The 17,718-nt window shown below is 71.0% G+C and carries 18 protein-coding genes; 6 read left to right on the top strand and 12 right to left on the bottom strand.

Annotation, left to right across the window (positions count from 1 at the left end):
* Positions 1-19 precede the first annotated feature (19 nt).
* A complete protein-coding gene (locus ACZ45Z_RS22575) occupies positions 20-682 on the bottom strand; it encodes a hypothetical protein (RefSeq protein WP_468365446.1) in 663 nt (220 codons plus the stop codon).
* 1,007 nt (positions 683-1,689) lie between these two features.
* On the opposite strand from ACZ45Z_RS22575, the gene ACZ45Z_RS22570 reads away from it, so the two are divergent.
* The 3 genes from ACZ45Z_RS22570 (at position 1,690) to ACZ45Z_RS22560 (ending at position 3,007) form a co-directional block, all read left to right on the top strand.
* Positions 1,690-1,935 carry a hypothetical protein gene (locus ACZ45Z_RS22570; RefSeq protein ID WP_468365174.1) on the top strand — a complete coding sequence of 82 codons (246 nt, stop codon included), beginning with the start codon at positions 1,690-1,692 and terminating at the stop codon, positions 1,933-1,935.
* 317 nt (positions 1,936-2,252) lie between these two features.
* Positions 2,253-2,531: a hypothetical protein gene (locus ACZ45Z_RS22565; protein ID WP_468365171.1), complete on the top strand. Its 279-nt coding sequence runs from the start codon at positions 2,253-2,255 to the stop codon at positions 2,529-2,531.
* Positions 2,532-2,677: 146 nt separating this feature from the next.
* Positions 2,678-3,007 carry a hypothetical protein gene (locus ACZ45Z_RS22560; RefSeq protein WP_468365168.1) on the top strand — a complete coding sequence of 110 codons (330 nt, stop codon included), beginning with the start codon at positions 2,678-2,680 and terminating at the stop codon, positions 3,005-3,007.
* A 275-nt stretch (positions 3,008-3,282) separates the two neighbouring features.
* Here ACZ45Z_RS22560 and ACZ45Z_RS22555 read toward each other — a convergent pair whose 3' ends face one another.
* The 5 genes from ACZ45Z_RS22555 to ACZ45Z_RS22535 form a co-directional block, all read right to left on the bottom strand.
* Complete coding sequence (locus ACZ45Z_RS22555) at positions 3,283-3,561, bottom strand: hypothetical protein (RefSeq protein WP_468365166.1); 279 nt, start codon at positions 3,559-3,561, stop codon at positions 3,283-3,285.
* Positions 3,562-3,911: 350 nt separating this feature from the next.
* The gene (locus ACZ45Z_RS22550; protein WP_468365163.1) at positions 3,912-4,739 is read right to left on the bottom strand and encodes a hypothetical protein; all 828 of its coding nucleotides are present in this window, start codon (positions 4,737-4,739) and stop codon (positions 3,912-3,914) included.
* A gap of 735 nt (positions 4,740-5,474) precedes the next feature.
* Positions 5,475-5,768: a hypothetical protein gene (locus ACZ45Z_RS22545; RefSeq protein ID WP_468365160.1), complete on the bottom strand. Its 294-nt coding sequence runs from the start codon at positions 5,766-5,768 to the stop codon at positions 5,475-5,477.
* Positions 5,769-6,077: 309 nt separating this feature from the next.
* Positions 6,078-6,596, bottom strand: a complete 519-nt coding sequence (locus tag ACZ45Z_RS22540) for a hypothetical protein (RefSeq protein ID WP_468365158.1) — start codon at positions 6,594-6,596, stop codon at positions 6,078-6,080.
* A gap of 487 nt (positions 6,597-7,083) precedes the next feature.
* The gene (locus tag ACZ45Z_RS22535) at positions 7,084-7,659 is read right to left on the bottom strand and encodes a TetR/AcrR family transcriptional regulator (RefSeq protein WP_468365155.1); all 576 of its coding nucleotides are present in this window, start codon (positions 7,657-7,659) and stop codon (positions 7,084-7,086) included.
* Positions 7,660-7,751: 92 nt separating this feature from the next.
* Between ACZ45Z_RS22535 and ACZ45Z_RS22530 the strand changes: the two genes are divergently transcribed.
* Positions 7,752-8,879 carry an agmatine deiminase family protein gene (locus ACZ45Z_RS22530; RefSeq protein WP_468365153.1) on the top strand — a complete coding sequence of 376 codons (1,128 nt, stop codon included), beginning with the start codon at positions 7,752-7,754 and terminating at the stop codon, positions 8,877-8,879.
* A gap of 90 nt (positions 8,880-8,969) precedes the next feature.
* On the opposite strand, the gene ACZ45Z_RS22525 is transcribed toward ACZ45Z_RS22530, so the two are convergent.
* From ACZ45Z_RS22525 to ACZ45Z_RS22510, 4 genes are all read right to left on the bottom strand, one after another.
* A complete protein-coding gene (locus tag ACZ45Z_RS22525) occupies positions 8,970-10,175 on the bottom strand; it encodes a S8 family peptidase (RefSeq protein ID WP_468365150.1) in 1,206 nt (401 codons plus the stop codon).
* Positions 10,176-10,509: 334 nt separating this feature from the next.
* The gene (locus ACZ45Z_RS22520) at positions 10,510-11,817 is read right to left on the bottom strand and encodes an ABC transporter substrate-binding protein (protein WP_468365147.1); all 1,308 of its coding nucleotides are present in this window, start codon (positions 11,815-11,817) and stop codon (positions 10,510-10,512) included.
* Positions 11,817-12,653 (bottom strand): carbohydrate ABC transporter permease, encoded by an 837-nt coding sequence (locus ACZ45Z_RS22515; RefSeq protein WP_468365145.1) that lies wholly within the window; start codon positions 12,651-12,653, stop codon positions 11,817-11,819. The genes ACZ45Z_RS22520 and ACZ45Z_RS22515 overlap by 1 nt, the downstream gene beginning before the upstream one ends.
* Entirely contained in the window at positions 12,650-13,585 is a 936-nt protein-coding gene (locus tag ACZ45Z_RS22510) for a carbohydrate ABC transporter permease (protein WP_468365142.1), read from the bottom strand. The genes ACZ45Z_RS22515 and ACZ45Z_RS22510 overlap by 4 nt, the downstream gene beginning before the upstream one ends.
* 195 nt (positions 13,586-13,780) lie before the next feature.
* Between ACZ45Z_RS22510 and ACZ45Z_RS22505 the strand changes: the two genes are divergently transcribed.
* The gene (locus tag ACZ45Z_RS22505) at positions 13,781-14,671 is read left to right on the top strand and encodes an aminoglycoside phosphotransferase family protein (RefSeq protein WP_468365139.1); all 891 of its coding nucleotides are present in this window, start codon (positions 13,781-13,783) and stop codon (positions 14,669-14,671) included.
* A 61-nt stretch (positions 14,672-14,732) separates the two neighbouring features.
* On the opposite strand, the gene ACZ45Z_RS22500 is transcribed toward ACZ45Z_RS22505, so the two are convergent.
* The gene (locus ACZ45Z_RS22500) at positions 14,733-15,470 is read right to left on the bottom strand and encodes an exonuclease domain-containing protein (protein ID WP_468365136.1); all 738 of its coding nucleotides are present in this window, start codon (positions 15,468-15,470) and stop codon (positions 14,733-14,735) included.
* 163 nt (positions 15,471-15,633) lie between these two features.
* On the opposite strand from ACZ45Z_RS22500, the gene ACZ45Z_RS22495 reads away from it, so the two are divergent.
* On the top strand, positions 15,634-16,419 hold the full coding sequence (locus ACZ45Z_RS22495) for an SDR family NAD(P)-dependent oxidoreductase (RefSeq protein ID WP_468365134.1): 786 nt from the start codon (positions 15,634-15,636) through the stop codon (positions 16,417-16,419).
* 33 nt (positions 16,420-16,452) lie between these two features.
* Here the strand turns inward: ACZ45Z_RS22495 and ACZ45Z_RS22490 are convergent, their stop codons facing one another.
* Positions 16,453-17,703, bottom strand: coding sequence for an SAV2148 family HEPN domain-containing protein (locus tag ACZ45Z_RS22490; protein ID WP_468365131.1), 1,251 nt, complete (start codon positions 17,701-17,703; stop codon positions 16,453-16,455).
* Between the last annotated feature and the right edge of the window lie 15 nt (positions 17,704-17,718).

Here is a 17,718-nt window from a genome sequence, read left to right as displayed (position 1 = left end):
GCACCGGACCCCGTTCCAGTTACTTGCCGAGGGCAGCGTTGTTGCAGCCCATGGTCGAGCCCTGGTGGGTGCGCTGCGCCCCCGGGGAGCCCTCGCCGTTGAGCGCGTTGCCCAGGGCGCCGTTCAACAGCCCGACCTGACCGAGGATGTTGAGGTTCAGGTCGTGCGACCGGCACTCGGTGTGCTGCCCGATGCTGACCTTGCGGTGGTCGCCCTGGGAGGACTGCGGGGCGGGAGCCTGCTGAGCCGGCGCCTGCGGGGCGGCCTGCGGGGCCGGAGCCTTCGGGGCAGGGGCCTGCTGGGGAGGAGCCTGCTGGGCCGGGGCCTGCGGAGCCGGGGCCTGCGCGGCAGGAGCCGGGGCCTGCGCCGGAGCGGGAGCCGGGGCCTGCGCCTGAGCGGGGGCCGGAGCGGGGGCCTGCGGGGCGGGCGCCGGGGCCTGTGCCGGAGCGGGAGCGGGGGCCTGCTGAGCGGGAGCCTGCTGGGCCGGGGCCTGCTGAGCGGCCTGCGGGGCACCGTGCGGGGCACCGCCTTGCGCACTGGCCCCCGCGGCGGACTGGGAGACGGCCCAGGCAGAAGCCTGCGGGCCGGAGGCGTACCCGTCAGCGAGGCTGACGCCGGCGCCGAGGGTGGACAGACAGCCGACCGCTGCGACGACGATGGCGACTCTTTGAAGTTTGCGCATGGAACTCTTGATCCTTCACTCGCGGGTGGACGGAGAGGACATGGCGTAACTACTGAGCGTGAGTATAGGCACACTAAAAGTAGCCATCCCTGGATTTCGTGCCTTTACACGCGCCGTGTCGAGCCCGCAAGTCGGGCCGGTCCGCTCCGGTCGCCTCCCAAGCGGACGACGGTCGGCTCGCTTCCCCTCCGGTTCGCGTCGCGAGCCGCCCCCGTGAGATCCCCACGGCAGGCCGCCCGACCTCGGCAAATCCCGCCAAGGGCTCGCATGGCGGCCCTTCGGGCAACCCCGGAGGGCGCAGCCACAGCGGACCCACTCGCCGCTCCCTCATCCGGGAAACGAGACGTCCCCCCGGTCGGGTCACGGGAGCCGATACCTCGTCACCCGTTTGGCCGCCACCACGTACCGGACCGGCGCCGACGGCTGCACACCGACAGCCGCCTCGACGCCGTCCCGCCGCCGCCGTCACCGAAGTTGACGACGCATGCAGGAGAGCCGGACCGTCAACCCGGAAGCACCGGAACCACTACTCGAGGTGCCGACTTCGGCGGTTCCGGCGAGTCAACTCGGTGAACGCCCGGACGTGTTCGGCGGCACACCCCTCGCGGACGGACCCTTCTCGGCCCAATCGGCGCGCGACGGCGTCACGGTGCTTGCGCACGCGCTCCTTCACCACGCTCCCGCCGCCGCGGTAGCCATGCCCACCGGCTCGGCCGAACAGGTGAAGGGCGACGGCCGGCAGCGCGGACCGCGCCCGTCCGCCGATACCGTCCGGGTGACGCCCGCAGACCCACACCCCTCCCCAAACCCCTGGTAGCGGCGCCGATTCCCGCCGACCGCCCGGGCGCACGGAAGGGAACGCGGCGGCCCTACGCGAGGCTTATACCGCGGTTCGACACAGTGCGCGCATCGGAGTGGAACCCCCAGGATGACTACTGCTAGTGTTCGCGCGATCACACCTGGCAATCAGGTGTTCCATGCAAGGTAACGAAGGGCCCAGGGGTTCCATGCGCAAGTTTCAGCAGGTCGCGATCGTCGCCGCAGCGGCCGGCGGTCTGTCCGCCATCGGTGTCGGCGCCGGCACCGCCAACGCCCACGGTGGTGCCGCGCCGCGGGCGAACGAGATCTTCCGTCCGTACCAGGAGTGCAGCCCGCAGACGGTGGTCGACAACAACCTCCCGATCGGCGTGCTCGCCGTTCCCCAGACCTGGGGCACCACCTGCGGCCAGTTCAACCAGGCCTTCACCCGGTAACTTCGCCGAGACAGCCGCACACGATGCTCGCCGCGGGCCCATCGGGGTGTCCCCCCGAAGGGCCCGTTCGTGCGCGGTATGGCCGAACGGCTCGCCGCACGCAGAGCGGCCGAACGAGTGGTTCACCACGGAGCGCCCGAGCCCGCTGCGCCCCAGGCCAGCCCAGGTACGGCGCCGTTCCCCGGTGGGTACCCGTTCGCTGCGGCCATATCATCCGGCGCGTCAGTCAGCGACTCTGGGCGATTTTCGCATTACTCTCCGCAACTGCACGAAGTCGATCAATTTCAGATCGCATCCGCTCAAACGAAGGAGAGGTAATGCACAAGCTTCACAAGGCCGCTGTCGTGGTCGTCGCCCTCGGTAGCCTCAGCCTCCTCGGCGCCGGCACCGCGTCCGCCAACGGTGGGGGCGGCCGCTACGTCGGTCACCAGGGCGCCAACTGCAAGTCGCACGACCTGAACGTCGACGTCCTCGGTGAGGTCGGAATCCTCAACGGCCTCCTGGGCAACGCGATCAACGGCGAGGGTAGCCCGGGCGCGCAGGCCACCCCGATCGGCTCGCAGATGGGCTGCAACAGCAGCATCGGCGGCTGGTAACCGGATGGGCTCCGGTGTCTGAGCCGCCGGCTCGACACCGGAGCCCATCGGACAACCGAGGCCCCTTTTAGGCAGTCTTCAGAGCCCGGGCGCGGGCCGATTCCTGTGCATGGCGCCCGGGCATCGATCACAAAGGAACGCAGCACATGCTTAGTCGGAAGAACATCGCAGCCGTCACGGCGCTCCTGGGCGGCCTGGCCGTGACATGCGCCGCCGCCCCCCAGACGTACGCCGCGGAAGGCGCGAGCCTCTGCGCCGTCGACGTTACGGGCAATGTCGTGTGCCCCCAAAGCCAGACCGGCTACGGCTACACGAACGAGGACGGCAGATTCACCGTCCATCAGGCGCAGAACTGCACGCCGACGAAGCCCCTGTCGCTGCCCGGAAGCGGCCTGCTGAGCCCCAGTAGCACCCACCTGGGCCCGGCCATTACCTGCACCAACTCGGCACCGGGAACCGAACGGGGCATGGACTGAGCCGCAGGACTCCGGATGGCCGGACCGGGATCATTCCGGTCCGGCCATCCGCCTTTTGGCTGTCCGTATGAGCGGGCGCTGTGCCGGACCCTTCACGGCGGGACGTCCAGGCCCTACGGGCAGGGATGTACAGCACCTGTCATCGCCAACCACACGCTTTCCAGGACTACTTGGCCAAACGAAGGTCGGAGCAAGGTCAAAGCAATGATCCCGGCGCCGGGCCTTGTGGCTCGGCGCCGGGATCACTCTCGGCTTTCTGCGCGCTTGGCCGTTGCTCAGAAGGCGCTGTTGTCGCAGCTCATGTTCGAGCCCAAGTGGGAAGGCTGCGCACCGGGGTTACCCTCGCCGTTGAGCGCGTTGCCCAGCGTGCCGTTGAGCGCACCGACCGACCCGAGCACATCGATGTTCATGTCGTGCGACCTGCACTCGGTGCCCTGCTTGACGTCGATGTCGTGGGCGCCCGCCTCGCCGTGGGCGAAGGCGGTGCCGACACCGAGTCCGCCGACGCTGCCGAGGGCGGCGGCCAGGACAGCAGCCTTGTAGAGCTTGCGCATTTTTTCTCCGGTGATTGAGCAGATGTGAATGTGTAGTTGATCGACTTCTTGCGGGTTACGGGAACCCGTTGCGAAGCCCCGCGGCTGAGCAAAGGTGACGCCCTGGGGAGGGGTGTCGAGTGAGCCGATCGAAGGATCGGACCCGAGCGGCCTTGGCGAACCGCACGCCTGATGCGGACGGACGAGGCTGCCCTGCTCCTGCCGAAGGATCCACAGGAACCTGGCGGTTACGGCGGACCCATGGGGGCGTCCGGCGCCGGCGCCGCCAGGCGTTCGACGGCGGCCTGAGGTGGCCCACCTCGGTTGTCGCTGCACTCCAGGGGCGGGCGCACCAGGCCGTTGTTGACCGGTCAGGACATGCGGGGCAGGTCAAGCTGTCCCACCGGAGCCGCCGCGAGCCGGCCGAGCCCAAGCGGGGAGACCTGCGGAACGCCCGGGGAGACCAACGGGTTGATCAACGGGTTGACCTGCGGGTTCACCTGCGGGTTGACCTGCGGCCCCACCTGCGGGACGGACTGCGGAGGCATGACCTGCGGAACGGCGACCTGCGGCGCGACCTGGGGGACAACCTGCGGGGCCGCCTGAGGAGCCACCTGCGGGATGACCTGAGGAACCTGGGGCTGCGGAGCGGGGGCCTGAGCGGGCTGCGCCGGAGCGGAAGCCTGGGGGGCGGACTGCTGCGAAGGCGACGGCGAGGAGGCGGAAGCCTGCGAAGAGCCGTGCGAAGAGGCCGACGCGGTGGCGTGGTGGGCTTCCTGCTGCGGGGCGGGCTGGGCAGCGGGCTGCGGCGGAGTGTACTGCTGCGGAGCAGGAGCCGGGGCGGGCTGAGGCGCGGGAGCCTGGGCGGGCTGCGGCGGAGCGTACTGCTGCGGGGCGGGGGCCGGAGCGGGCTGCGGCGGAGCGTACTGCTGGGGAGCCGGGGCCGGGGCCGGAGCAGGCTGCGGCGGAGCGTACTGCTGGGGAGCGGGGGCCGGGGCCGGAGCAGGCTGCGGCGGAGCGTACTGCTGCGGGGCAGGAGCCGGAGCGGGCTGGGCAGGAGCCGGAGCGGGCTGCTGCGGAGCGGGCGGGGCGGCGCCGTTGTACCCGACGGGAGCGTCGGCGTGGCTCACACCGGCGCCGATGGCTGACAGACCACCTGCCGCTGCGATGACGAGCGCGACCTGATGAAGCTTGCGCATAAAACCCTCGGCCCTTCATTACCTGTATGGAAATCTGATTACTTATTGCTGACTTGGGTGCACAACCCGAGGCAATCTCCGACGACACACTCTCCGCACCCCGTGCCGAACCACGGCGGAAGCATCCCGTAGGAAACGCGACGGAACCCGCTGCGCAGCCAGACCGCCCCGATGCCAGGAAGGAGCATTCCCGACGATGACCCACAGGCGCATCGCTGCTCTCTCCCAGCGGGCAACGCGAATTGCCCGGAGCCGGTCACGGGAACCGAGGCACCGTCACCCGTTTGCTCACGGCCATGAATCCTTTGGAGTGCATGACGTGTAGGGGGTGTTGGTCGCGTGACGGCACTGATGGGTTGACGAAATCGCCTGACACGTCGCCCAACCGCCGGTCACACAGCGATCGAAGACCGCTTGTGCTCCTTCGCGCGAACGAGGCTCTGTCGTTCGATCGGCTGATGCGGTTGATATGCCTTTGACGGCCGCGAGTTACAGGTGGTGCTTCCGTCCACCGAGAACTGGCGCGCTGAGCCCGCGCGTTCAGCTAGCGAGGTCGTCAACGCGGACCGGTCGCCGACCGCTCGTCCTCGCGTCTGCCGCCCCGCGGATCCCCCCACCGGAATCCGGGCCCTGAAGAACGTACGCTCCCCTGAGAAACGTCAAAAAGGGGTCCCGGCAACGGCCTTTACGCCGTCGCCGGGACCCCTTTTGGGTGACCTACGAGACTGCCCTCGCTCAGAAGGCGCTGTTGTTGCAGCCCATGGTCGAGCCCAGGTGGGTGGACTGGGCGCCCGGGTTGCCCTCGCCGTTGAGCGCGTTGCCCAGCAGACCGTTGAGGATCCCGACCTCGCCGAGGACATCAAGGTTCAGGTCGTGCGACTTGCACGAGCTGCTCTGCTTGATGTCGAAGTCGCCGTTGTAGCCCCCGCCACCGTGCCCACCGCCGTGAGCGGAGGCGGTGCCGGCCCCGATGAAGCCGAGGCTACCGAGGGCGGCGGCCACGATGGCGACCTTCTGAAGCTTGCGCATTTCTCCTCCTGAAGATTGAGACGATGTGTCCGGTGATTTACCGACTTCCTACGATCGGGGAGGCTAATACGAAATGCCCCCGAGTCTTCAACGACGCGCCGGATTGCGAGATCGAAAAAGTCGGAAGCTGCCCCGGAACCTGCACAGTTAGGGGCGCCGACAAGTGGGAACGTGCGCCGACGCCCTGTGAGGAACCACCTGTTCGGCCGCCCGGCACAGAACTCACCGGTCGCCGCACACAGAAAACGGGCCCTTCGAGGAATCCCCTCGAAGGGCCCGCGGCGCGCACTGCCGGTGGGCTCAGCGGCCTTACCTGGCAGTGGCGTACGCGCTGGACTGGGTGTTGGCCTGGGTGCAGGCGAAGCCCCGGCTCTCCGGGGTGGCGAGCAGGCCGACCGGCACGTTGGCGTCGAGCAACGTCTGCGGGCTGCACTCCTGGTACGGGCGGAAGAGGTTGTTCTGCCCCTGACCCGGTGCCATTCCCTGCGGCCCGGACTGGGGAGCGTTCTGCGGCAGCGCCTGCGAGATCTGGGGGGAGAGCTGCGGGTTGAGCTGCGGGTTGACCTGCGGGGAGACCTGCGGGGCCTGCTGCGGGCCAGCGGCCTGGGGGGCGGCGGCCTGCTGCGGCGCGACCTGCGAGCCGGAAGCGTGCGCCGTGGCCTGCGAAGCGGTCCAGGCGCCGGCCTGGGGAGCGTCCTGCTGCGGAGCGGCGGGCGGGGCGGCACCGTTGTACCCGACGGGAGCGTCGGCGAAGCCCACGCCGGCGCCGATGGCGGTCAGACCGCCCGCCGCTGCGACGATGAGCGCGACCTGCTGAAGCTTGCGCATAAAACCCTCGGCCCTTCATTACCTGTATGGAAATCTGATTACTTATCGGTGACTTGACTGTGCGAGCAGAGGAAACCTCCGGCCGCACACCCTTCGCACCCGTGCCAACCCACGGCGGAAGCGTCCCGCAGGAAACACGACGGAACCTGTTGCGCGGCCAGACCGCCCCGATACCGGAAGGAGCATTCCCGACGACGACTCACAGGCTCATTCGCTGTTCTCTCCCAGCGGGCAACGCGAATCCCCCCGGCCCGGTCACGGGAACCCCCGCGCCGTCACCCATTTGCTCACCACCGTGAATCCTTTGGGGTGTTGGCGGGTTCGTCGCTTTACGGAACGCCGTGCAAGGGAAGACGCCGCCCCGGCCATCGGCATACCGGATGTGGCTCAACTGGGAGGGGACGCCCGGCTGTCGGACCGCCGAGAGGCACTCCCGGACGAGCCGCGCGGGCGCGCGGTGTCTGACCACTCGGCCCGCGCCTCTGCCTTACAGCGTTCGCAGTTCCGCGTCGATGGCGCCGCGGAGGAGTTCATGGGTGCGCTCCAGTGAGGTGGTGCCGCTCAGCCAGCGTTCGCTGAGGCCCTCGACCAGGGCGGTGAGACGTTCCGCGGCGGCGTCCGGGTCGGCTTCGGGGGCGGCCAGGCCAACTGCCTGGGCCTGGCGTATCAGGTCGGCGAGGTCTTCGGTCCAGTCGCGGGTGGCGGCGGACAGTTGCTCGCGCAGGTCGGGGTCGAAGACGGCGGTGGCGCGCAGTTCGCCCCAGGCCGCGCTGTTCTCCCTGACCTGGGGGACGTCCTGGAGTTCCAGGAGGAGCATGTCGGTGAGCTGGGTGCGCGGGTCGGCCGTGGTGTCGAGGGCCGCGTCGGTGTAGCGGATGGCGCGCCGGCTGATGAACTCCAGCGTGCGCCGCAGGAGACCGGCACGGTCCTTGAAGTGGTAATAGATCAGCGCGGTCGAGACATCGGCTTCCGCGGAGACTTCCTCCACACGCAGCCCGCGGACGCCGCGCCGGGCGATCAGCCGGGCGGCGGCTTCGAGGATCTGGGTGGGCCGGTCCGGCATCGCGTGCTCCCGCTTCTGGATTTCCTTGAGGTGGCTCGGGACCGATCATCCCTTAATATCGTCCTGACGGAATTTTCAGTCAGGGGGCTGTCATGCCGATATCCAGACGTCGGACACTGCGCGCGGCGCTCACGGCCGGCCTCGGCGGGGCTCTGAGCGGCTGCGGTGCGGGGGACGGCGACCGGTCGGGGCCGGACGGCGGCACGGGCCCGGCGCGGGCCGGGACGTGGCGGATGCCGGACGAGGCGCATCCGCACGAGCTGACGTACATGTCCTGGCCCACTCGCCAGATCTGGGAATCGGATGTCGTCGGGGTGCGCGAGGACATCGCGCGGATCGCCCGGGCCATCGCCGAGTTCGAGCCGGTGGTGCTGCTGGCCGGCGAGCGGGAGGTGAAGGCGGCGCGGCAGGCGTGCGGGTCGGGCGTCGAGGCCCTGCCCGTGCCGGTCGACGACTTGTGGATGCGCGACACCGGGCCGACCTTCGTGCTCGGTCCCGGCGGTGTCGCCGGTGTCGACCTCAACTTCAACGGCTGGGGCGGCAAGCAGGCGCACAGCCGCGACAGCCAGGTGGCCCGGGCGGTCCTCAAGGACGCGGACCTCCGCCGGATCGAGGCGCCGATCACCGCCGAGGGCGGCGCCCTGGAGGTCGACGGCAAGGGCACGTTGCTGGCCACCGAGAGCTGCCTGGTCAACAAGAACCGCAACGCGGGCAAGACGCGTGACGACATCGAGCGGGCGCTGGGCGAGCTGTTCGGCGTCACGACGGTGATCTGGGTGGACGGCGTCAGGGGCCGGGACATCACGGACTACCACATCGACGCGCTGGCCCGGTTCTCCGAGCCTGGCGTGGTGGTCATGTCCGTCCCCGACGCGCGGGCGCCGAGGGATGTGTGGACGGCCGCCTACGACCAGGCCCGCGAGGTGCTGGACTCGGCCGTCGACGCGCGGGGCAAGCGGCTGGAGGTCGTGGAACTGCCCGAGCCGGTGGACATCGGCCGCCGCGGGAATGGGTTCCTGGCCAGTTATGTGAACTACTACGTCGTCAACGGCGGGGTGGTCATGCCCCGCTTCGGCGACAAGAGGGCCGACGACGGGGCCGCGTCCGTCGTGCGGGACCTCTATCCGGGGCGGAAGGTCGTGCAGGTGCCCGTGGACACCCTGGGCGAGGGCGGCGGTGGCATTCACTGCTCCACCCAGCAGTTGCCCAAGGCCGTCTGACGCCGTGCCGCGCGCACAACGGCGCCGGCCGCCGCGCCCCGTGGGGGCGAGCGCGACGGCCGGCGGGTGGTGCTGCGAGGTGGTGGTCGGTTACTCGACGACCTTCAGCAGCTTGTTGGGCGTGCCCTCGCTCGGGTTGGTGATCTTGTCGGCGGTGGCGCCGTCCGTCAGGGCCTTGGAGACCTGCTCGGGCGTGGCGTCCTGGTGGCCGCCCAGGTAGACCGCGGCGGCACCCACGACGTGCGGGGTGGCCATGGACGTACCGGAGATCGTCTTGGTGCCCTCGTCGCTGTCGTTCCAGTCCGAGGTGATGTCGGAGCCGGGCGCGTAAAGGTCCACGACGCTGCCGAAGTTGGAGAAGTCGGACTGCTCGTCCTTGTCGGTGCTGGAGGCGACGGTGATGGCCTCCTTCACCCGCGACGGGGAGCCCTGGCCGGCGTCGGAGGACTCGTTGCCGGCCGCGACGGCGAAGGTGACGCCGGAGGCGATGGCCTTCTGGACGGCCGCGTCGAGCGCCTCGTCGGCGCCGCCGCCGAGCGACATGTTGGCGACCGAGGGACCCTGGTGGTTCTTGGTCACCCAGTCGATGCCGGCGACGACCTGCTCGGTGGTGCCGGAGCCCTGGTCGTCGAGCACCCGCACGGCCACGATCTTGGCCTTCTTGGCGACGCCGTGCGCCGCTCCGGCGATGGTGCCCGCGACGTGCGTGCCGTGGCCGTTGCCGTCGGTGGCGTCGTCGTCGCCGTCAACGGCGTCGAAGCCGGAGGAGGCGCGACCCTCGAAGTCCTTGTGCGTGGTGCGCACGCCCGTGTCGATGACGTACGCGGTGACGCCCTCACCGGCGCTGTCGGGGTAGGCGTACTTCTTGTCGCCCTCGGTGTCCGCCTGGTCGATGCGGTCCAGGCCCCACGACGGCGGGTTGTCCTGGGTGGCGTCGATGTGGAACTTCTTGTTCTGCACGACCTTGTCGACGGCCGGGTCGGCGGCGAGGTGCTTGGCCTCTTCCTCGCTCAGACCGGTCGCCGAGAAGCCGTCGAGGGCCGACGAGTAGCTGCGCTTGACCTTGCCGCCGTACTTGGCGGCGAGGTCGGTGTTCTCCGCGGCGCGGACCGACTTCTTGAGCATGACGATGTAGCTGCCGTTGACGGCGCCCTTGGCCTCGGCGCCGTAGATCTTTCCTTCGGCGGAGGGAGAAGCGCCGGCGGTGACCGCGGTGACGGCGGCGATGCCCGTGGCGGCGACCGCGGCGGTTATCGCCGTGACGAGCCGCTTCTTGCTGGAACGCTTGTGAGCCATTGCGAGGGTTCTCCTCGTTCGTGGTGTGGGGGGAAAGCGTTGCGTGACAGCCCGGTGGGACCGGAAGATCTCCGTCGGACTGGCTCGAAACCCTGTCTGATTGACGAGTTCAATTCAAGGGCCGTCCAGCCGTGTGAGATAAGCAACAATCCTGAGTAAATGAAAAAGCTGGCATAACTGGCCAAAGGGCTCTGTGGGGTTGACCAGAGGGGCTCAACTCCGTTTACGTCCGCGCAACAAAGGCCGACAGCGCGCAAAACGGACGCGGGGCCGGTCGGCCCGATGTGGCAGGCTCGCGCCCCGCAAGAGGTGTGCGCGGGGCGTCCGGGGCCGGTCAGCGCTGATAGCGGGCCAGTACCAAGTTCCCGTCGTGGACCAGCCGTTGGCGGAGCGCGTCCAGGCCGATGGCGCCGCTGTAGTACTCCTGGAGGCCCGGTGCCGCGATCTTGTCCTTCCACTCCGGATAGCCGCGGACGGACTGGGCGGGCGCGGAACGCAGGGAACCGGCCAGCGCCGTGCCGGTCGCCCAGTCGTGCTCCGCGGACCGCAGCGCCGGTGCTTTCAGCGCCTCCCGCCCCGTCGGCAACAGCCAGTCGCCCAGGGCCAGCCGGACCATGTTGGCGGGCCCGAGGAGGAAGTCGATGAAGGCCACCGCCTCTTCCTTGTACGGGCAGGCCGCGGCGACCGAGAGGGTCTGCGGGCTCGCACCCTGCGCCACCGCGCTGCCGGGTGCCGGCAGAACCGTCCAGTCGAAGCCCTCGGGTGCCTGCTGGGCGATCTGCTGACGGTAGGAGAAGCCGAGCGGCACCATGGCGTAACGGCCCGCGAAGAAGCCCGGCAGGGTGTCGGAGCCGCCCAGGCCCAGCGTCGTACGGGAGGCGCTGCGGTCGACGTTCACCTGCGCGTGGATGGTGCGCGGCACCACCTGGTCGACGGCGTCGAAGCGGACCTCCACCTTGCCGTCGGGGTGGCGGTGGAAGACCCGCCCGCCGGTGGAGAGGCCGAGGTTGAGGGTGGCGGAGACCGGTTCCTTCAGCGGCCAGGCCACGCCGTAGTCGCCTCCCCGCGTCATCGCCTTCGCCGCGTCGGCGAACTCGGGCCAGGACCAGGGGTGTTCGGGGGTCGGGAGGCGGACGCCGGACCGGCGCAGTTTCGTACGGTTGGCGATCAGTACCCGCGGCTCCTGGAGGAACGGCACGCCGTAGACCCGGCCGTCGAACATGCCGGTCTCCCAGCTCCGCCGTGGAATGTCCCGCTGGAGACGGGCGGGCAGCAGCGGGGTCAGGTCGGCCAGATCGCCGCCGTAGGCGAAGTCCGCGAGGTCGTCGGAGGCGTCGTGGATGATGTCCGGCGCCTCACCGCCCTCGAAGGAGGTGAGCAACTGGTCGTGGACGGTGGACCAGGAGCCCTGGACGTACCGCACCTCGACGTCCGGGTGGCGGCGGTTCCACTCGGCGACCAGGCGCTTGTTGGCCGTCACGGCGTCCCGCTGCCAGGCCAGGGACGCGAAGCGCAGGATGACCCGGCCGCCCCGGCCGCGCCGCCCGTCACCGGAGCAGCCGGGCAGCAGGGCCGCGGCGGGCAGCGCGGCGGCGGCCGCCAGGAGGCCGCGTCGACCGGGGCGGGCGCGCTCGCCGCCCATCAGCTCTTCACCGCCCCGGCGAGCATCCCGCCCGTGATCCGCCGCTGGATGACGGCGAACAACAGCAGGCTGGGCAGGGTGGCCAGGAGCGCGGCGGCGGCGAGCGGCCCGAGATCGGCGACGCCCTCCGCGCCGAGGAAGTGGGTCAGCACCACCGGGAGCGTCTGTTTGCCGGGCGACTTGAGCAGGACCAGGGCGAAGAAGAACTCGTTCCAGGCGGTGATGAACGCGAACAGGGCCGTCGCGACGATGCCGGGCGCGAGCAGCGGGCCGGTGACCGAGACGAGCGTACGGGCGCGTCCCGCGCCGTCCACGGCCGCGGCTTCCTCCAACTCCCTGGGCACGGCCCGGACATAGCCGGTCAGCATCCACAGGGCGAACGGCAGCGACCACACCAGATACACCAGGACCACCCCGCCGCGGGAGTCCACCAGATGCAGGCTCTTGAGGATCAGGAACAGCGGGATGATCACCAGCACCAGCGGGAACGCCTGGCTGATGACCACCCAGCCGGTGGCCGCCCGGGAGAGCCGGCTGCGGGAACGGGCCAGGACGTACGCCAGCGGGGTCGCCACCGAGATCGCGAGCACCGCGGAGACGCCCGCGGCGAGCAGGCTGTTGCCCGCGGCCGCCCACAGCGGCTGCTCCTCGAACGCCTGCCGGAAGTTGTCCAGGGTGGGCGCCAGGGGAAGCCAGGTGGGGTGCGCGCTGCCCAGTTCGCGCGGGGATTTGAAGGCGGTGGACAGCAGCCAGAGGAAGGGGAAGCCGAGGAAGAGGAGGTAGCACAGGAGGGCGGCGTACTGGCCGGTGCGGGTCGTGGTGCGCTTCCGGCTCATGCGGCGTCGTCCCCCTTCAGCCGGCCGGCCAGGAAGACGGCCAGCAGGACCGAAATCACCGCGACCATGGCCAGGCCCATGGTCGCGGCATAGCCGAACTGGCCGTAGCGGAAGGCTTCCTCGTAGGCGAAGAGCATCGGCAGCCGGGTCCGGCCGCCCGGGCCGCCGTCCGTCAGGACGTAGACCAGGGCGAAGGAATTGAAGTTCCAGATGAAGTTGAGCGCGGTGACGGCGAGCGCGACGGGTCTGAGGGCGGGCCAGGTGACCGTGCGGAAGCGGCGCCAGGCGCCCGCGCCGTCCATGGCGGCGGCCTCGTGCAGCTCGCGCGGGACGTGTTGCAGGCCCGCCAGCAACGTGACGGTGGTCTGCGGCATCCCCGCCCAGACGCCGACGACGATGACCGCGGGCAGGGCGGTGGCCAGGCCGCTCAGCCAGTCCCGGCCGCCGCCCGCGCCGGCCAGGCCGAGGCCGCGCAGCGTCTCGTTGAGCACGCCGGCTTCCGGGTGGTAGACCAGCCGCCACATGATGCCCACGACGACCTCGGGCATCGCCCACGGGATGATCGCCAGCGAGCGGGCCAGCCAGCGCAGCCGCAGGTCGAGGTTGAGCAGCAGGGCCAGGCCGAGGGCGAGGACGAACTGCGGGAGGGTGACACCGACGGCCCACACCAGGCCGATCCGGAACGAGTCCCAGAACAGGGTGTCCTGGAGCAGGTCGGAGAAGTTCAGCAGGCCCACGAAGCGGGTGGCCCGGGTCCGGCCGGACTGCGCGTCGGTGAAGGCCAGGGCGATGCCGTAGAGCAGGGGTCCGACGCTCAGCACGAGGATGGGGATCAGCGCGGGCAGCACCAGGAACCACGCGCCGCGGTCGCGTCCGGATAAGGCAACCCGGCCCGCTGTGGTGGACCGCCGGGGCGTGGTCGTGAGGGTCACGGCACGGCTCCTTAGGGCGCGGCTCGCTCCGGCACTCCGCCGCACCGGCGGTGCGGTCGGCCGCCGTCATCGTCGTGAGGGCGGGCGCCGCAGTCAAGGTTCCGGTCCGAACCGATGGCGGATCTCATCCGCTTCGGAGCCCGCGCGTACCTGCGAGACTGGTCAACGATCACGTACCGCGCGGGAGGCACCACCATGACCCAACCGAGCCCAGGGGCCTTTACGGAGGCGCGCGCCAGGGAGGTCCTGGCCGCGGCCGGGCGGCCCGACGCGGCGGCGGACGCCACGCTGCTCGCGCTCGGCGAGAACGCCGTCTTCGCCCTGGGCGGCGGTGGCCCGGTCGTACGGATCGGCCGCAGCGCCGAGCTGTTGGAGCGCGCCGAGCGGGAACTGGCCGTGGCGCGGTGGCTTCAGGCCGAGGGCGTGCCGGCGGTACGGGCCGCCGAAGACGTCGCCACCTTGGCCGACGGGCATCCGGTGACGTACTGGAAACCGCTGCCGGAAGCCGTCCGCCCCGCGGGCCCCGGCGATCTGGCCACCCTCCTGCGGCGCGTCCACGCCTTGCCGGAACCGCCGTTCGCGCTGCCCCGGCGTGAACTCCTCGGTGGCGTCGAGCGTTGGCTGCGGCTGGCCGGTGACGCCGTCTGCGCGCGGGACGCCGACTACCTGCGCGGGCGGCGGGACGCCTTCGCGGCGGCCGCCACGGCGCTGGAGCCGCACCTGCCCCCCGGCCCCATCCACGGCGACGCGCTGCCGCGCAACGTCCATGTCGGGCCGGACGGGCCGGTCATCGTGGACCTGGAGACCTTCTCCCGCGATCTGCGGGAGCACGACCTCGTGGTGATGGCCCTGAGCCGGGACCGCTACGGCCTGGCCGCGGACGGCTACGACACCTTCGTGTCGGTCTACGGCTGGGACGTGCGGGACTGGGAGGGCTGCGCCGTGCTGCGCGGCTCGCGGGAGACGGCGAGCTGCGCCTGGGTCGCGCAGCACGCACCCGGGAATCCGGCGGCCCTGAAGGAATTCCGGCGCCGGATCGCCTCCTTGCGCGACAAGGACGCGACGGTGCGGTGGTATCCGTTCTGAGCCGGCCCGCCGCCGGCCTCGTCGCCGCCCCGTCCGGACAACGCGCCTGGATGACGCGCGGCTAGGCCCTGTCGGCCTGGGGTGCCGGTGCCTGGTACGGGATCAGTGGCCAGGCCGGCTCGACTATCGCCCGCGGGTCGCCCGAACGCCGCAGGTACGCCTGGAAGGAGGCGGCCTGTTCGGCCGCCGCCCGTTCCTGGAGGGCGTGCAGCGCGCGCGGCGAAGGGAGAGCGACGGCTGGGTACTTCTCCCCGATGCGGCGGGCCACGCCGGCCGCCGCGGCCGCGTCGGCGCCGGCTTCGTGCGCGCCGTCCAGCCGCACGCCGTAATGCCCGCAGAGCGCCTGCAACGCGCGCTTGCCCTTGCGGTAGCGGTCGACGTGCTTGTCCAGGACCAGGGGGTCGATCACCGGTGCGGGCGCGTGGCCGAGCCGGTCGGTCAGGGTCTTGAGGCCGTGGCGCCGGCATTCGCGGTCCAGCAGCGAGAGGTCGTAGCGCGCGTTCATCACCACCAGCGGGATGTCCTGGCGCAGGGCGTCGGTCAGCGCCTCGGTGATCTCGTCTATCGCGGTCGCGGCGTCCCGGCCGTGTTCACGCACATACGCGGTCGAAATGCCGTGAATCGCCGCCGCTTCGTCGGGAATCGGCACGCCCGGATCGAGCAGCCACGCCTGTGTGTCCGCCGTCCGGCCGTCCCCCTCCAGCCGGATCAGCGCGGCGGTGACGATGCGGTCCCGCTCGACGTCGGTGCCTGTGGTCTCCAGGTCGAAGCTGACCAACAGCTCCTGATGCCAGCTCATGGCGGCCTCCTTCGGTGGTGCGTCCCCCGTTGCTCGCACACTCTCGCACGCGGCACTGACAACGCCCCCGGCCGCCCGCCTCCCCGGCGCCCCGACCGCCACGAATCCGCCATCGCCGACTCGCTCCCGCCCGTCCCGCCGGGCCGCGCCTACCCTGGCCACCATGGACCTACGGCTGGCAGGACACGGCGCGCTGGTGACGGGCAGCAGTTCGGGCATGGGTGCCACGATCGCCGAGACACTGGCGGACGAGGGGTGCGACGTCCTCGTCCACGGGCGGGACGCGGCGGCCGCGGCCGCCGTCGCCGAGCGGATCGCGGCCCGCGGGGTCCGGGCCGAGGTGGTCCTCGGCGATCTGACGGAGCCCGGTGTGGCCGAGCAGGTCGCGGTCACCGCGCGGGAGTTCGGGGCGCGTGTCCTGGTCAACAACGCCGGCCCGTTCGCCGAGCACGACTGGGACAGCGCCCGGCCGGCCGACTGGCGGGCCGCGTTCGAGGCGAACGTCCTGCCGACGGTCCGCGTCACCCAGACGCTGCTGCCCTCGCTGCGCGCCCACGGATGGGGCCGCGTCATCACGATCGGCAGCCGGGCCGTACGCACCCCGCTGCCCCATATGGCCACCTACTCCGCGGCCAAGGCGGCGGTGGTCAACATGACCACGAGCCTGGCCCGGCATCTGGCCGGGACGGGGGTCACCGCGAACTGCGTGAGCCCGGGCGTGATCCTCACCCCGTCGGCGCTGCGGTTGTTCCACGAGCGCGGGGCGGGCCGGGAGCGGCCGGGGGACGGCGAGGCGGAGATCGTCGCCCGGTACGCGCCGAACCCGACCGGCCGGCTGGGGCGTCCGCAGGACATCGCGGCCGCCGTCGCCTATCTGGCCAGCCCGCTCGCCGACTACGTCAACGGCATCGAGCTGCGGGTCGACGGCGGCATCACCGGGACGCCGTAGGGAGTGCGGCCGGGGCCGGACGGCAGGCAGGGGCTAGGAGACCGGCCGCGAGTCGGCCCACATGCTTTCGAACTCCTCGCGGTAGGTCTCGAACAGACCGTGCTCGCCGTCGCGCCCCTCGCGTGCGTCCTGCCGGACCACCTCGCGCCCGCCGCCGCGCAGTACGAGGACGGGTGACTCCATGCCACGGCTCTTGCGCAGGTAGGTCTGGATGACGGCGAGACCGTCGGGGCCGTCGCCGTCGACGAGGTAGGCCGTGAAGCGCGGGGTCTCGTCGAAGACCTGGATCTCGAAGGCGCCGGGATCGCGCAGCCGGGCGCGGACCCGCCGCATGTGCAGGATGTTCATCTCGATGGAGCGGCTCATCTCGCCCTTCTTCAGCCCGATTTCCCGCTCCCGGCGGCGGACGGCGCTGCTGGCGGGGTTGAGGAAGAGCAGGCGGATGCGGCAGCCGGACTCGGCGAGCCGGACCAGGCGGCGGCCGGAGTAGTTCTGCACGAGGAGGTTCAGGCCGATGCCCACGGCGTCGAGGCGGCGGGCGCCGCCGAAGAGGTCTTCGGCGGGCAACTGGCGCTGGAGCCGGACGCGGTCGGAGTGGACTCCGATGACGTCGGCGTAGCGGTCGCCGACGAGGTCCTCGACGGCGTCGATGGGCAGCCGGCCGGAGATGCGGGTGCCGACACCAGAGCCCAATATGTCCAGCAGCCGGGCGGAGGCCCGCTCCGCCTGGGCGAGCACCGTCTCCGACAGGGCGCGGTTGCGGGAGACGATGTTGCGCGCGACCTCCAGCTCGTCCAGGGCCAGTTCGACGTCCCGGCGGTCGTCGAAGTACGGCTCGAAGCACGGCCAGTGCTGGACCATCAACTCCCGGAGCTGAGGCAGCGTCAGGAAGCTGAGGATGTTGTCGTCGGCGGGGTCGAGGAGATAGCCCTTGCGGCGGCTGACCTCGCGGACGGCGACGGCCCGCTGGACCCACTCCTGTCCGGCGGGGCCGGCCGCGGCGATCACCCACTCGTCACCGTGCACCGGTTCGTAGATGGGGCACAGGACGGCCGCGACGACGGCCCGCAGCCGCTGCTCGACGAGATTCAGCCAGATGTAGGCGCGTCCGGCCCGGCGGGCACGGGTGCGTACCTCGCTCCAGGCGTCCGCGCCCCAGTCGAGTTCCGCGCCGATCTCCAGGGGTCGTGCCAGGGACACCGCGCCGGGCGGTGCGTCGACGGAGCCGCCCTCGTGTCCCTCGTGACTCTCGTCACCAGGGGGCAACTCCAGCCCGCCGCTCACCTGCCACCGCCTTCC

The organism is Streptomyces sp. NPDC031210 (assembly GCF_055570395.1).
Note: the sequence above shows the minus strand (reverse complement) of the source record. Positions and strands in the feature narration are given on the sequence as shown.

What these genes read in the sequence shown, in the direction of transcription:
- ACZ45Z_RS22575 (WP_468365446.1), bottom strand. Translation starts at nt 682, where the DNA reads ATGCGCAAACTTCAAAGAGTCGCCATCGTCGTCGCAGCGGTCGGCTGT.
- ACZ45Z_RS22570 (WP_468365174.1), top strand. Translation starts at nt 1,690, where the DNA reads ATGCGCAAGTTTCAGCAGGTCGCGATCGTCGCCGCAGCGGCCGGCGGT.
- ACZ45Z_RS22565 (WP_468365171.1), top strand. Translation starts at nt 2,253, where the DNA reads ATGCACAAGCTTCACAAGGCCGCTGTCGTGGTCGTCGCCCTCGGTAGC.
- ACZ45Z_RS22560 (WP_468365168.1), top strand. Translation starts at nt 2,678, where the DNA reads ATGCTTAGTCGGAAGAACATCGCAGCCGTCACGGCGCTCCTGGGCGGC.
- ACZ45Z_RS22555 (WP_468365166.1), bottom strand. Translation starts at nt 3,561, where the DNA reads ATGCGCAAGCTCTACAAGGCTGCTGTCCTGGCCGCCGCCCTCGGCAGC.
- ACZ45Z_RS22550 (WP_468365163.1), bottom strand. Translation starts at nt 4,739, where the DNA reads ATGCGCAAGCTTCATCAGGTCGCGCTCGTCATCGCAGCGGCAGGTGGT.
- ACZ45Z_RS22545 (WP_468365160.1), bottom strand. Translation starts at nt 5,768, where the DNA reads ATGCGCAAGCTTCAGAAGGTCGCCATCGTGGCCGCCGCCCTCGGTAGC.
- ACZ45Z_RS22540 (WP_468365158.1), bottom strand. Translation starts at nt 6,596, where the DNA reads ATGCGCAAGCTTCAGCAGGTCGCGCTCATCGTCGCAGCGGCGGGCGGT.
- ACZ45Z_RS22535 (WP_468365155.1), bottom strand. Translation starts at nt 7,659, where the DNA reads ATGCCGGACCGGCCCACCCAGATCCTCGAAGCCGCCGCCCGGCTGATC.
- ACZ45Z_RS22530 (WP_468365153.1), top strand. Translation starts at nt 7,752, where the DNA reads ATGCCGATATCCAGACGTCGGACACTGCGCGCGGCGCTCACGGCCGGC.
- ACZ45Z_RS22525 (WP_468365150.1), bottom strand. Translation starts at nt 10,175, where the DNA reads ATGGCTCACAAGCGTTCCAGCAAGAAGCGGCTCGTCACGGCGATAACC.
- ACZ45Z_RS22520 (WP_468365147.1), bottom strand. Translation starts at nt 11,817, where the DNA reads ATGGGCGGCGAGCGCGCCCGCCCCGGTCGACGCGGCCTCCTGGCGGCC.
- ACZ45Z_RS22515 (WP_468365145.1), bottom strand. Translation starts at nt 12,653, where the DNA reads ATGAGCCGGAAGCGCACCACGACCCGCACCGGCCAGTACGCCGCCCTC.
- ACZ45Z_RS22505 (WP_468365139.1), top strand. Translation starts at nt 13,781, where the DNA reads ATGACCCAACCGAGCCCAGGGGCCTTTACGGAGGCGCGCGCCAGGGAG.
- ACZ45Z_RS22500 (WP_468365136.1), bottom strand. Translation starts at nt 15,470, where the DNA reads ATGAGCTGGCATCAGGAGCTGTTGGTCAGCTTCGACCTGGAGACCACA.
- ACZ45Z_RS22495 (WP_468365134.1), top strand. Translation starts at nt 15,634, where the DNA reads ATGGACCTACGGCTGGCAGGACACGGCGCGCTGGTGACGGGCAGCAGT.